The organism is Paraburkholderia sp. GW821-FHT02A12, assembly GCF_059422005.1.
This window is the reverse complement of the sequence record NZ_JBWKWA010000001.1, coordinates 3500460-3514037: the sequence shown is the minus strand read 5'-3', so window position 1 is coordinate 3514037 and position 13578 is coordinate 3500460. Positions and strand designations below refer to the sequence as shown.

Here is a 13578-nt window from a genome sequence, read left to right as displayed (position 1 = left end):
TTAGCGCACGATCTGACTGGCTTCGTGCACGAGTTGCGCATACAGCGCATGCCGTTCGCGCCGGATGCGGCCATCGGCGACCGCTTCGAGAATCGCGCAACCCGGTTCGTGCAAGTGGTGGCAGTTGTAGAAGCGGCAGTTCGGCAGCAGCGGCCGAAACTCGAGAAATGCACGTTCGAGCCGGCCTTCGGTCAAGTGGTGCAGGCCGAATTCCTGGAAACCCGGCGAGTCGATCAGCGCGCCGCCATCGCCCTCCGGACCGTCCGGCAGCGGGTAGAGCCGCGTGAAGGTCGTGGTATGACGTCCGCTGTTCAACGCAGTCGAGATTTCGCGCGTGGCGACTTCGGCATCCGGAATCAGCAGATTCACCAGCGTCGATTTGCCCATGCCGGACTGGCCGAGCAGCAGCGTCGAGTGGCCGTGCAGGTGCTCGATCAAAGCGGCGCGTGCGGCTTCCGGCTGCATCTTGATCGACACTTCGACGACCGTATAACCCAGTGCCCGATAAGGTTCGAGCCGTGCCCGTGCGCCTCCCAGCTGCTCGACGACGTCGATCTTGTTCAGTACGATCAATGGTTTCAGCTGGTTCGCTTCGGCGGCCACCAGCGCGCGGCCGAGCAGGTCTTCGCTGAAATGCGGTTCGGTCGCGAGCACGATCAGCAACTGATCGAGATTGGCGGCGAAGAGCTTCGACTTGTACTGATCCGAGCGATACAGCAGATTGCGCCGTTCGCCGATCTCGACAATCACGCCTTGATTCGCCGAGGTCGGCTCGTAAATCACGCGATCGCCGACGGCCACTTCGCTGCGCTTGCCGCGCGGGAAGCATTGCAGCATCGGGCCGCCGTCTTCGGGCGCGACCAGGTAGTGGCGGCCGTGTGCGGCGATCACGAGGCCGGCTACGCGCGTGCTGGACGGCGCGCGCGCCGCTTTCTGGGGGCGGCCGCTCATGCGTGCCGCAGCAAACGGTCGATCCGCTGCGACGCCGGCGGATGCGAGTAGTAGAACGCGGTGTAGAGCGGATCCGGCGTGAGCGTCGACGCGTTGTCCTCGTACAGCTTGACGAGCGCGTTGACGAGGTCTTGCGCATCGGTTTGCGTCGCGGCGAAGGCGTCGGCCTCGAATTCATGCTTGCGCGAGCTCAGGCTGCCGAGCGGCGTCACGAAGAATATGAACACCGGCAACGCGAGGAAGAACAGCACCAGCGCGAGGCCGCTATTGCCGCCGATCAGCGACGGCCGCACGCCGAGCCCCTCGTAGAACCAGACGCTTTCCTTGAGCCAGCCGAGCAGGGCGAGCATCACGAGGCTGAGCGCGAAGGTGACGAGCATCCGCTTGATCACGTGACGGCGCTTGAAGTGCCCGAGTTCGTGCGCGAGCACCGCCTCGATCTCGCTGCCCGACAGGCGCGCGAGCAGCGTGTCGAAGAATACGATCCGCTTGGCCGAGCCGAAGCCGGTGAAATACGCGTTGCCGTGCGCCGAACGACGGCTGCCGTCCATCACGAACAGACCCTTGGCGGCGAAACCGCAGCGCTGCATCAGCGCTTCGATACGGCTTTTCAGCGCTTCGTCCTTGAGCGGCTCGAACTTGTTGAAAAGCGGCGCGATAAAGGTCGGATACAGCACCAGCACGAGCATCTGGAACACGACCCAGACGATCCACGTCCACAGCCACCAGAAGCTTCCAGCCTGGTTCATCAGCCACAGCACGACGAACAGCAGCGGCAGGCCGAAAGCCGCGCCAAGCAGCACGCCCTTCAGGCGATCCAGAAAGAAAATGCCCTTGCTCATCCGGTTGAAGCCGAAGCGTTGCTCGATCACGAACTGCCGGTAGTATTCGAACGGCAGGTCGATCACGCTGGTGATCACGATCACCGCGGCGACCAGCGCGATCTGGCCGAAATAGCCGCGGCCGAGCCAGTCGGAGATCGCCAGATCGAGCGCCTGCACGCCGCCGAGCAGCGTCAGGCCGATCAGCACGGCGGCGCTCACGACGATCTCGATCATCGTCAGCCGGGTGCGCTCGACGGTGTAATCGGCAGCGCGCTGGTGCGCGGCAAGGGCGATGGTGCCGGCGAACTGGCTCGGCACCTGCCCGCGATGGCCGGCGACGAAGCGGATCTGCCGCGACGCGAGCCACAATTTGGTGCCGACCATCGCCACGACGGCAACGACGAACAGAACGGTGAAGTACAGGGTAGGCATCCGGGGATTCCGTGGTATCTATGCGAGAATTATATGTTTCTTCCCGCCGGCAGGCGGGGACACGCTCAAACCAATCTCAAACGAACATTCGCCGCGGCGCCAGCGCGCCCCGGCCACCAAGGCTGCTTTCATGACTGACATCCTCACCTCCACCGAACAGCCGCCGCTCGTGCGTAGCGATATGAACCTCATCTGGCTGGACATGGAAATGACCGGGCTCGAACCCGACACCGACCGCATCATCGAAATCGCGGTGGTGGTGACGAATTCGACGCTCGACAGGATGGTCGAAGGTCCGGTGCTGGCGATTCATCAGAGCGACGAGACGCTCGCCAGGATGGATCAGTGGAACCAGAACACACATGGCCGCTCGGGCCTGATTGACCGCGTGAAGGCCTCGACGGTCAGCGAGGCTGACGCTACCGGGCAGATTCGCGATTTCCTGAGCGCGTATGTGCCGCCGGGCAAATCGCCGATGTGCGGCAACTCGATCTGTCAGGACCGCCGTTTCATGGCGCGCTGGATGCCGGACCTCGAGCATTTCTTCCACTACCGCAATCTCGACGTCAGCACGCTGAAGGAACTGTGCCGCCGCTGGCAGCCGGCCATCTACAAAGGCTTCCAGAAGCGCGCGATGCACACCGCATTGGCCGACATCCATGAATCGATCGATGAACTGAAGTATTACCGCGAGCACTTCCTGATTCCGGCCGCGCCGGAAGCGCCGGCTGCGGACGCGACGGCCGCGGAATAAACGCGCATGGCTAAGCCGGCCGGGGCGCGCGCACCGCGTTCTTGGGCCGGAACGCCTTCACCACGTCGGCGTTGGTTTCCACATACGGGCCGCCGATCAGGTCGATGCAATAGGGCACCGCGGCGAAAATGCCCGGCACCTTGACCGCACCGCTGCCCGCGTCGCGCAAACCTTCCAGCGTTTCCTTGATCGACTTCGGCTGACCCGGCAAGTTGACGATCAGCGCCGCGCGCGAAGGCGTCTCGCGGATCACCGCCACCTGGCGCGACAGAATCGCGGTCGGCACGAAATTCAGGCTGATCTGCCGCATCTGCTCGCCGAACCCCGGCATTTCCTTCGTTCCCACCGCCAGGGTCGCTTCGGGCGTCACGTCGCGGCGCGACGGACCGGTGCCGCCGGTGGTCAGCACCAGATTGCAGCCCACTTCATCGACCAGTTCGACCAGCGTCGCGGAGATAGTCGGCGCGTCGTCCTGAATCAGGCGCGTGACGACCTGCCACGGCGAAGTCAACGCCGCGCCCAGCCACTCCTGCAAGGCCGGAATGCCCTTGTCTTCGTACACGCCGGTCGAGGCGCGATCGCTGATCGACACGAGGCCGATCACGATTTCGTCGGGATGCTGACGTGCCGGCTTAGGCGTCGCGGTCGTCATCGTCGTCTTCCAAGGCGTCTTCGGCGCCGGAATTGGTGTCGGCCGACGGGCCGTCGGCGTTCTTGATCCACTGGAACAGTTCGCGAAAGTAGCGCGGCGGCTTGCTCTGCTGCGCTTCCTTGCGGGCGTTGCGGATCAGCGTGCGGCCTTGCTGCGGGTCGGCGTTCGGGTGCAGGCGGATGAATTCGGTCAGCGCGGCGTCGTCGGCGAGCAGTTTCTCGCGGGTGCGCTCGATCCAGTGCAGCTTGGCCGTTTCCGCCTTGTTGACGCCGTTGTAGGTGTCGAGCGCGGTGCGCAGCGCGGCGGTTTCCTCGTCCAGCAGCGAGCGCATCACGCGGCCCACGTACTGCACCTGGCGGCGCTTGCCTTCGTGGTCGGTGATGCGGCGCGCTTCGCGCACGGCGTCGTCGAGCTTTTCGGGCATCGGCATGCGTTTGAGCGCGTCTTTCGGCAGCGCGATCAGCGCCGAGCCCAGCTCCTGCAGCGCGTGCATGTCGCGCTTGAGCTGGGACTTGCTGGGACGGTCGTAGCCGTTTTCGTCGACTTCCGGCTCGGCGGCTTCGATCGGTTGAATGCGGGTTTTGCGTGTCATACCGATATTGTAGCGTGCCGCGCCCGCCGAACCCGCCGTGCTGCTGTGCACAGGGCTGCGCGCCCTGCGAAGCCGAGGCGAAGGGAAGCGCGGTCAAGTCAGGCGAATGAGGTCGATGAACGCGGTCGATAAATGAGCCCGGCGAATGCCAGGTACGGCGCCGCGTACCTTGCTATGATCGCGGGATGCGTAACCATGCAAATGAGCATGCACATGAGCACGCACATGCAATGCATGAGCGAACACACAGGGCCGCTCGGCCCCAACAGGACGGCAACGACAATGGCAGCAGACATGGACGTCAAGCAGCGCTTTTTTCCGCATACCCAGGATGAACTGAAGGAAATCGCCTCGGACATCCTTCGTCACGCGAAGTCGCTCGGCGGCACCGACGCGGCAACCGAGATTTCGGAGGGTGACGGCCTGTCCGTCTCCGTGCGGCGCGGTGAAGTCGAGACGATCGAACACAACCGCGACAAGATGGTCGGCGTGACGGTGTTCATCGGCAACAAGCGCGGCAACGCGAGCACCTCGGACTTTTCATCGCAGGCCTTGAAGGACACGGTCGCGGCGGCCTACAACATCGCCCGCTTCACTGCTGAAGACGACTGCGCGGGCCTCGCCGAAGCCGAGCTGCTCGAAACCGCGCCGCGCGATCTCGACCTGTATCACCCGTGGAACCTCTCGGCTGACGAAGCGGTGGAAATCGCCCGCCGTGCGGAAGACGCGGCGTTCGCCACCGATCCGCAGATCAAGAACTCGGAAGGCGCGAGCGTCTCGGCGCAGCACTCGCAGTTCGTGCTGGCCACTTCGCGCGGCTTCCTTGCCGGCTACCCGTATTCGCGCCACTACATCGCGTGCGCGCCGATCGCCGGCAGCGGCCGCAACATGCAGCGCGACGACTGGTACACGTCGACCCGCAGCGCCGACGAACTCGCCGATCCGGAAGCGGTCGGCCGTTACGCGGCGCAACGCGCGCTGGCGCGTATCGGCGCGCGCGGCCTCGACACCCGCAAGGTCCCGGTGCTGTTCGAAGCGCCGCTCGCCGCCGGCATTCTCGGCGCGTTCGTGCAGGCGACCAGCGGCGGCGCGTTGTACCGCAAGACCTCGTTCCTCGTCGACAGCCTCGGCAAGCCGGTGTTCGCGCCGCACGTGCAGGTGGTCGAAGACCCGCACGTCGCCCGCGCGATGGGCAGCGCGCCGTTCGACGAAGAAGGCGTGCGCACCAAACAGCGCTCGGTCGTGAAAGACGGCGTGGTGGAAGGTTATTTCCTGTCCACCTACTCGGCGCGCAAGCTCGGCATGCAGACCACCGGTAACGCCGGCGGCTCGCACAACCTGTCGCTGCGCAGTTCGAACACGCGTCCTGAAGACGACTTCGAGGAAATGCTGCGTAAGCTCGGTACGGGCCTGCTGCTGACCGAGCTGATGGGGCAGGGCGTGAACTACGTGACGGGCGACTATTCGCGCGGCGCGTCGGGCTTCTGGGTCGAGAACGGCAAGATCCAGTATCCGGTCGAGGAAATCACGGTGGCGAGCACGCTGCAGGAGATGTTCCATCATATCGTCGCGATCGGCGCGGATACGATCACGCGCGGCACCAAGCAGACCGGCTCGGTGCTGATCGAACGGATGACGATCGCGGGGCAGTAAGCGGGTTTCAATCGCGCCTCGGCGCCACGCTACAAACAAAAACGCCACGCAAGTCATTGCGTGGCGTTTTTTCATAGGCGTGCGTAGAGGGCTGAGGGACTGAGCTTCGAGCGCTGAACAAAAACCTCAAACGTCCCTGCGCCGATACGTCACGAACGCGTAATCGAAATCGTTCGGTGCATGCGCGCGATGCGTTTCGTGCGCGACTTCTTCCCATTCGTTTTCATCGAGTTTCGGGAAGGTGGCGTCGCCTTCGAAGTCTGCCGAAATCTCGGTGATGATCAGCTTGTCCGCCTGACGCAAGCCCTCTGCATACAGCTGCGCGCCGCCGATCAGGAACGCTTCCGGCGCCTGGTCCTGCGCGGCCAGCTTGAGCGCTTCTTCCAGCGTGGTCGCGGTATCGCAGCCCTGAAAACGCCGCGCGGCGTCGCGCGTCACGACAATGTTGCGGCGTCCCGGCAGCGGCCGGCCGATCGATTCATGCGTCTTGCGGCCCATGATGATGGGCGCGCCCATCGTGGTGCGCTTGAAGAACGCAAGGTCTTCGGGAAGTCGCCAGGGCAACTGGTTGTCGCGGCCGATCACGCCGTTATTGGCGCGAGCGACGATCAGGGTTAGCGTCGTCATCGAATGGAAAGGGGAACGTAACCGGACTGATTCTACCTGACGCGCGAGCCGGCTCCGCCGTTGCCGCCAGGCGGCGAGCCGCGACGCCGCGCCGGCGGCAGGCAAACCTTGGCCAGCGTGGCGTCATTCCTGGACGGGATCGTCGGCGCCGAAGGGCGGTTTGTCGTCGGCCGCGCTCATTTCGCGCAAGCCGTGGTGGCCCATCAGGCGGTACAGCGTGACGCGCGAAATATTCAGATCCGCCGCCGCCTCGTTCAGCCGATGCCGATGGCGCAACAGCGCCGCTACGATTGCGCGCTTTTCGGCAGCCTCGCGCGCTTGCGACAGGCTCATGGTCTGCTGCTCGGTGAACTGGGCGAGATCGAGGTCGTCGGCGGAAATCAGCTTGTTCTCCGCCATCACGATCGCGCGGCGCACGCGGTTGATCAGCTCGCGCACGTTGCCCGGCCAGTTGTAGTTGTACATGGCCTCGATCGCCGACGGCGTGAAGCCGCGAATCTTGCGCGCACTGTCGATCTTGAACTTGTGCAGAATGTGATGCGCGAGGATTTCGATGTCTTTGCCGCGTGCGCGCAACGGCGGTTCGTCGATGCGCAGCACGCAAAGGCGGTGAAACAGGTCGGCGCGGAAATGCCCTTCGCGCATCGCGCTTTCCAGATCGACGTGCGTGGCCGAAATGATCCGCACGTCGACCGGAATCGACTCGCGGCCGCCGAGCCGCTCGATCTTGCCTTCCTGCAGGAAGCGCAACAGGCTCGCCTGGCTTTCGAGCGGCAGATCGCCGATTTCGTCGAGCAGCAGCGTGCCGCCGTCGGCCGCTTCGACCCGGCCGATCTTGCGCTGGCTGGCGCCGGTGAACGCACCGCGCTCGTAGCCGAATAGTTCGGACTGCAGCAGGTGGTGCGGAATCGCGCCGCAATTGATCGCGATGAACGGCGCTTTGCGGCGCGGCGAGCGTTCGTGGATCGCCAGCGCGGTGAGTTCCTTGCCGGTGCCCGACTCGCCGGAGATGAATACGCTCGCGTCGGTGTTCGCCACCTTACGGATGGTGCGAAAGAGCTGCTGCATCGCTTCGCAGGTGCCGACCATTTCGTCGTCGCCGGACTCGTCGACGGGCGGGGCGAGTTCCGGCTCGCACAAGGTCACCATGCCGAACGCGTGGCTCACAAGATAGTCGATCGTCGCGTTCGCCACCGGTATCTTCACATAGTCGAAGCAGTAGTGGCGCACGAGCCGCCGCACCTCCGGATCGGTGATGCGTTCACTCGTGGCGAGTGCGATCCAGCCGATCTGCTGCTGGCGCAAACTCGCTTCGAGTCCACCCAGATCGCGTAGTGAAAAGCTCGCCAGATCGACCATGCCGGCGCACGCCACGTCCGTCTTCACGAGCCTTCCGAGTTCGTGCGCCGAGCGCGCCACTGCGACGTGCCAGCCGCGGCTTTGCAGATGCGTGATGAGGGTTTCGTCCGGCGTGCGCGAGACGTACAGCAGCATGCGTTCCGTTTGCGCCCGGGTGCCTGCCGCGCCGGCAGCCGCGGTCACCGGCGCCATCGTCGTAACAGCGGCACGGTTCGTCACGGCTTCGACGGGACGGCCCACCGGCATGTCCTTCGGCAGCGCAAGCGTCGTATGCGAACCCGCACCCGCTCCCGCACCCGGAGCCACACTAGTCAGATGAGGTGATTCACGCACGTTCGACCTCGTTTCGTTGGCACGTCAGAAGGTATAGGGAAACCGCACGCCCACCACGAAATTCGGCGCATCGGGCGTCAAGCCGACCGACACCGAGCCGTTGGCCGGCCGCGTTCTGCACGGCGCTCAGCGTGCCCTGGGCGAGGACGTTCGCGCCGTTGGGTAACTGCAATTGCGAAAGCACATTCAGAACGAAGCCGGAAATCATCGTGGCGCCGGCATATTTGCCGGTCTGGTTGGCGAGGACATCGTCGTCCACCATCTGCACCTTGATGGCGGCGGAGCCGATGTCGTGGGAAGCGAGAAATTCGGGCACCGGTGGCGAGCCGGCGCCTGGTGACGCATAGGCGCTGCCGGTCAGGCCGCACATCGTGGTGCAGATTGCGAGGCCTAACTGTGAGAGATGGCGCTTCATGGTTGGGTCAGAACAGGTCTGCCTTGATCAAGCCGTATTCGACAAAAGGAGTCGCCGCTGTGGTGTTGGCAAGCGCGCTTGCACGCAGCTTGAGCGCGAGCGACTCGTTGTCCTGCAACAGCGGTGAATCCTCCCTGAAGGGTTTGCCGAGGACTGCGAACACAAGACCGTTCCAGGTCCTGGTGAAGTCCTCTTCGAGCACGATGCGATTGCCGAGCGTCGGATCCGCGACGAAGACGCGGCCATCCTGAACATGCTTGACGATCACGAAGTGCTCATACCCGTCGATGTTCATCAGAACCATCACGGGGATTTGAAGGTGTTGGAGCGCTTCGGCGTTGACCCGGAAGCCGCGGCTGCGCAAGCCGATGGTCTCGACGAACTTCTTCATGTTGAGCATCGAGAAGCCGTTCCTGATAACGACTTCGGGCGTGGAGAACACCATCATCCGGAGAATCAGTTCGATTTCCGGAATATCGATGCCGTAGCCGTACTTGAGGAGGGTGGCGAGCGCCGCCGTACCGCAGCTGTAGTCGAACTGCTGATTGACGATGTGGTTGTAACGGATGTCCTTCATCGAACGTACCGTCCTGGTCAGCGGAACGCCTGCCAACCTGGACGTGTCGACGCTCGCCTGCGCGTAGCTGTCACTCGCGCACAAAGCACAACTCGCCAGCGCCACGGCGAATCGTAGCGCCGGGAACCCCTTGAACCCGGACATGCTGGTCTCCTGCTCTTATTAGCGCCGGCGGCCTTGCTTTGGCGGCCGCCGGCGCTACCCGCCCCCTGATACGCCTGCTTATTTGCTCACGTTCAACGCAGCGATCGCCAACCCGTTGTGCTGCAGGTTGCCCGCACCGCCGGCGGTGTTCACGCCGATGTTGCCCGACGCGCCTTGCAACGAGTTGTCGCCAATCGATGCGTTGACCATGAAGTTGTTGATCCTGGCGCTACCGCCCGACGACTGGCTGTTGAAGACTTGCGCATTGCCGAACACGTTGCCGACATCGACCGATGCCAGCGATGCTTCGTTGCTTTGCGCGTTGTCGACGCCTTCCGCGATGTCGATGCCGACGTTGCCTGACACGCCGTTGCCGACCCCGGTGCCGGTGGTCGCTGTCAGATTGCCGGCTTTCTGCGTGTTGATGTGTTCCGTGATCCGGCCGGTCACCTCCACGTCGGTTTTGTCGAGCGTGGCGTCGATACCTCGCGCGGCGGCCACGCTGTTGGTTTCGGTCGGCGAATGGTCGGCGGCATCGACGCTGAAGTCGGCGGTAAAGAGGGCGACGGCGGCCGCCGGGGCGGCTAGCGCCGCCACCGGGCTGCGTACGCGCGAAGTCCGGGTTGAAGTGATCATGTCGGTCCTTGCTCTGTCCTGCGAGCGTGCGGTGCGCCGGGAACGCGGCAGCCGCTGAATTGCGCCGCTGGTTTTGGCCGGCTACTTTCTTTGGTAGCTGGCAACGTTGCTTTGCGCAGCGCGCGCGGCGTCGACCGGAATCGGCAGTGGCGAGGGTGGAGCGATCTCGTCCCACAGCGTTACGCTGTGGCCGCTGCCGTCGCCGCGCATCAGTTGCGGCGTCGTCGCCACCATCACCATGCCGAGCGCGCCGCCCCGTTGCCGCGACAACATCTGGCCGTCGAGCGAAATATCGTTCACGGATGCAGCATCGGCCGGAATGCTCAGTACGTCGTCGGCAAGCTGGCTGCTTTCAAGCGCCGTCGCATCCGGCGAGGCCGCCGCTGCGGGCGTCGTGCTCGCGAGGGTGGCGGAGCCGGTGTCGGCGGAATCGGATGGTTTGGCGGATTGAACTAGCGCGGATTCCTGGGCATTGACGCCGGCGGGCAGGGCGATCAGCGCCCCAGCGGCGCAAAGCGCGACGCAAAAGGCGGCGCAGGGCGCCAAACCGCCCATGCCGATGCGCAAAGCGAGTCGCATGATGTGTCTCCTTGGTGCATGGCATTTAGCGAAACATGTGCCATGAGTCGCAATCCTTTGATGCATCTGGATGCGGCCGGCAAACCGCGGAGTAAAACCTGAAAAATCGGATCAAAACGTTTCAGCGCTGAAACGGCAGGCAGAAAATACCCGCGATTCGTTAAATCGCAGCGGTACGAATTACCTTGGGGAACGCCATGAAAAGCGCTTCCACATTGGTTTTATTCGTAGGTTTAATACCTGTCGATTACCCGCTCAACCTTGTAGGGAAAGGGGGCAACGATTAAATTCGCATAATTGTTTTCCAAGCGGCGCGCGTATAGTAAGCTCTCGAAAACAGCTTCAGATTTAAAAAAGCCCGCTAACGGGCCGTCTCAAACACACACGCCGCTTCTTGGGGATCAGCTGTCCGCACGGAATGGAATGGCCGTTCGGTTTTTGCGATTCGCGAATCCCGGATGAGTCAGCGTGTCTGAACCTGGGTTCAGGTGCGTGCGTCATCCTTAACGTTCGTTGACGAGAGGATCTGAATAATGGAACCCGCAACGCGGCAACTGATTTACGTTTCACGCGATCCGAGTGCGGAACTGAATACTCGCTTTCATCAGCGCGGCTGGCATGTCGAAGTCGTTGGATCGGCGCGCGATGTGCGCCGTGCCGTTCGCGCCGGAATGGCAGCGGGCGGACTGCTCGATCTGTCCAGCCATTTTCAGCCACACGAAATCGCCGCATTCGAGTCTTGCCTGACCATGCCGAACGTCGGCTGGGTCGCGGCCACCATGGCGGGACAATTGCAGGACGCCGCCTTGCGCCGGCTCGTGCGCGACTATTGTTTCGACTATGTAACGGTGCCTTCGCCGGGCGACAGGATCGTCGATTCGGTCGGTCACGCGTACGGCATGATCTCGCTGGGCGAACCCGCTTCGAACGATGGTTCGCAAGGCGCCGAAGGCGAAATGGTCGGCTCGTGCGACGCGATGCTCGCGCTGTTCCGCTCGATCCGCAAAGTGGCGATGACCGACGCACCGGTGTTCATCTCGGGCGAATCGGGCACCGGCAAGGAATTGACGGCGGTAGCGATCCACGAACGCTCGGCGCGCCGCAACGCGCCCTTCGTGCCGATCAATTGCGGCGCGATTCCGCCGCATCTGCTGCAATCCGAACTATTCGGCTACGAGCGCGGCGCATTCACCGGCGCCAATCAGCGCAAGATCGGCCGGGTGGAAGCGGCCAACGGCGGCACACTGTTTCTCGACGAAATCGGCGATCTGCCGCTCGAAAGCCAGGCGAGCCTGTTGCGCTTCTTGCAGGAGCGCAAGGTGGAGCGTCTGGGCGGCCACGGGTCGATCGACGTCGACGTGCGCATCATTTCGGCCACTCACGTGGATATGACCGCCGCCATGATCGAAGGGCGGTTCCGTTCGGACCTCTACCACCGGCTGTGCGTGCTGCAGATCGATGAACCGCCGTTGCGCGCACGTGGTAAGGATATCGAACTGCTTGCGCGGCACATGCTGGAACGTTTCAAGAAAGATGCAAGCCGCCGTTTGCGCGGCTTCGCACCCGACGCGATCGCGGCGCTGCATAACTACGGCTGGCCGGGCAATGTGCGCGAGCTGATCAACCGGGTGCGGCGCGCGATCGTGATGTCGGAAGGGCGTGCGATCACGGCGCGCGATCTGGAGCTGGCCGAGTACGTCGAGATCGTGCCGGTATCGCTCGCGCAGGCGCGCGAAGCGGCCGAGCGCCAGGCGATCGAGTTGGCGCTGCTGCGCCATCGTGGGCGTCTGGGCGATGCCGCGCAGGAGCTGGGCATCTCGCGCGTGACCTTGTACCGCCTGCTTTGCGCGCACGGCATGCGCCATATGGAAGGCGAGCCGCTGGTCACGCCGCACAGCGATTTGCCGGCTTCGGTGCCGCATCTCTGACAGACCGCGCGAGTCTTGCCCGCCGCGGCTTCCCCGCCGGTATTTTCGACTTCGCAAGCCGCGGCCGGGCGCCGCGCAGCTACGCTTGTTAAAATCGGGTTTTCCTCCAATTTCCGCGGCGCGCGCACGCGCCGGCCGAAGGAACCCGCATGAAACAATACCTCGACCTCGTCCGCATGATTCTCGACACCGGCACGTGGCAGGAGAACCGCACCGGCATCCGCACCATCAGCATGCCGGGCGCGATGTTGCGCTTCGACCTTCAGCAGGGCTTCCCAGCGGTCACCACGAAAAAGCTGGCGTTCAAGTCGGCGGTGGGCGAACTGGTCGGGTTTTTGCGCGCGTCGCGCAGCGCGGCGGATTTTCGCGATCTCGGCTGCAAGGTGTGGGACGCCAACGCCAACCAGAATCCGCAATGGCTCGCGAATCCGTATCGCGAAGGCCCGGACGATCTCGGCGACGTATACGGCGTGCAATGGCGCCAATGGCCTGCCTACAAGGTGCTGGACGCCGCCGCGAGCGCGCAGCTGGCCGACGCCGCTGCCCGCGGCTTTCAGGTGATCACCGAATTCGACGAAAACGGCAGCCGCAAAGTGCTGCTGTACAAGGCGATCGACCAGTTGCGCCAGTGCCTCGACACGATCATGCAGAACCCCGCCGACCGGCGCATTCTGTTTCATGCATGGAACCCCGCGGTGCTGGACCAGATCGCGTTGCCGGCTTGCCATCTGCTTTATCAATTCCTGCCGAACGTGGCGCGCCGCGAGATTTCGTTGTGTCTGTACATTCGCAGCAACGACGTCGGGCTCGGCACGCCGTTCAATCTGGCCGAAGGCGCGGCGTTGCTGCATCTGGTTGGCCGGTTGACGGGTTATAAGCCGCGCTGGTTCACTTATTTCATCGGCGATGCGCACATCTACGAGAATCAGCTCGATATGTTGCAGCAACAGCTCACGCGCGAGCCGTACGAAAGTCCGGCCTTCGCGATCTCGGACCGGGTGCCCGACTACGCGCAAACCGGCGTGTACGAGCCGGAATGGCTTGAGAAAATCGAGCCGTCGGATTTCTCGCTGGTCGGCTACCGTCATCACGAGCCGCTGACCGCGCCGATGGCGATCTGAG

General features: G+C 63.6%; 14 protein-coding genes. 4 read left to right on the top strand and 10 right to left on the bottom strand.

All coding sequences use genetic code 11. The annotated features are described in order from the left end of the window. Positions 1–951, bottom strand: a complete 951-nt coding sequence (rsgA, locus tag AC07WT_RS15995; RefSeq protein WP_494947714.1) for a ribosome small subunit-dependent GTPase A — start codon at positions 949–951, stop codon at positions 1–3. After that, positions 948–2207 (bottom strand): M48 family metallopeptidase, encoded by a 1260-nt coding sequence (locus AC07WT_RS15990; protein ID WP_494947713.1) that lies wholly within the window; start codon positions 2205–2207, stop codon positions 948–950. The genes rsgA and AC07WT_RS15990 overlap by 4 nt, the downstream gene beginning before the upstream one ends. A 130-nt stretch (positions 2208–2337) precedes the next feature. Here AC07WT_RS15990 and orn point away from each other — a divergent pair, with 130 nt between their 5' ends. After that, on the top strand, positions 2338–2961 hold the full coding sequence (gene orn, locus AC07WT_RS15985; RefSeq protein WP_492591000.1) for an oligoribonuclease: 624 nt from the start codon (positions 2338–2340) through the stop codon (positions 2959–2961). A 10-nt stretch (positions 2962–2971) separates the two neighbouring features. Here orn and mog read toward each other — a convergent pair whose 3' ends face one another. Beyond that, positions 2972–3613 (bottom strand): molybdopterin adenylyltransferase, encoded by a 642-nt coding sequence (mog, locus tag AC07WT_RS15980; RefSeq protein ID WP_494947712.1) that lies wholly within the window; start codon positions 3611–3613, stop codon positions 2972–2974. Next, the gene (gene yjgA, locus AC07WT_RS15975) at positions 3594–4205 is read right to left on the bottom strand and encodes a ribosome biogenesis factor YjgA (RefSeq protein WP_494947711.1); all 612 of its coding nucleotides are present in this window, start codon (positions 4203–4205) and stop codon (positions 3594–3596) included. The genes mog and yjgA overlap by 20 nt, the downstream gene beginning before the upstream one ends. A 282-nt stretch (positions 4206–4487) precedes the next feature. On the opposite strand from yjgA, the gene pmbA reads away from it, so the two are divergent. After that, positions 4488–5858 carry a metalloprotease PmbA gene (gene pmbA / locus AC07WT_RS15970; protein WP_494948440.1) on the top strand — a complete coding sequence of 457 codons (1371 nt, stop codon included), beginning with the start codon at positions 4488–4490 and terminating at the stop codon, positions 5856–5858. A 126-nt stretch (positions 5859–5984) separates the two neighbouring features. Here the strand turns inward: pmbA and AC07WT_RS15965 are convergent, their stop codons facing one another. From AC07WT_RS15965 to AC07WT_RS15940, 6 genes are all read right to left on the bottom strand, one after another. Further along, positions 5985–6485, bottom strand: a complete 501-nt coding sequence (locus tag AC07WT_RS15965; RefSeq protein WP_494947710.1) for a dihydrofolate reductase — start codon at positions 6483–6485, stop codon at positions 5985–5987. A 123-nt stretch (positions 6486–6608) separates the two neighbouring features. Next, positions 6609–8177, bottom strand: coding sequence for a sigma-54 dependent transcriptional regulator (locus tag AC07WT_RS15960; RefSeq protein WP_494947709.1), 1569 nt, complete (start codon positions 8175–8177; stop codon positions 6609–6611). Further along, on the bottom strand, positions 8170–8592 hold the full coding sequence (locus tag AC07WT_RS15955; protein WP_494947708.1) for a hypothetical protein: 423 nt from the start codon (positions 8590–8592) through the stop codon (positions 8170–8172). The genes AC07WT_RS15960 and AC07WT_RS15955 overlap by 8 nt, the downstream gene beginning before the upstream one ends. Before the next feature lie 7 nt (positions 8593–8599). Next, positions 8600–9313: a C39 family peptidase gene (locus AC07WT_RS15950; protein WP_494947707.1), complete on the bottom strand. Its 714-nt coding sequence runs from the start codon at positions 9311–9313 to the stop codon at positions 8600–8602. Positions 9314–9391: 78 nt separating this feature from the next. After that, on the bottom strand, positions 9392–9949 hold the full coding sequence (locus AC07WT_RS15945; RefSeq protein ID WP_494947706.1) for a FapB/FapC family functional amyloid domain-containing protein: 558 nt from the start codon (positions 9947–9949) through the stop codon (positions 9392–9394). 81 nt (positions 9950–10030) lie between these two features. Further along, the gene (locus AC07WT_RS15940; protein ID WP_494947705.1) at positions 10031–10528 is read right to left on the bottom strand and encodes a hypothetical protein; all 498 of its coding nucleotides are present in this window, start codon (positions 10526–10528) and stop codon (positions 10031–10033) included. Positions 10529–11061: 533 nt separating this feature from the next. On the opposite strand from AC07WT_RS15940, the gene AC07WT_RS15935 reads away from it, so the two are divergent. Both AC07WT_RS15935 and AC07WT_RS15930 read left to right on the top strand, forming a co-directional pair. Then, complete coding sequence (locus tag AC07WT_RS15935) at positions 11062–12456, top strand: sigma-54 dependent transcriptional regulator (protein ID WP_492590992.1); 1395 nt, start codon at positions 11062–11064, stop codon at positions 12454–12456. 149 nt (positions 12457–12605) lie between these two features. Further along, on the top strand, positions 12606–13577 hold the full coding sequence (locus AC07WT_RS15930) for a thymidylate synthase (protein ID WP_494947704.1): 972 nt from the start codon (positions 12606–12608) through the stop codon (positions 13575–13577). Position 13578 lies beyond the last annotated feature (1 nt).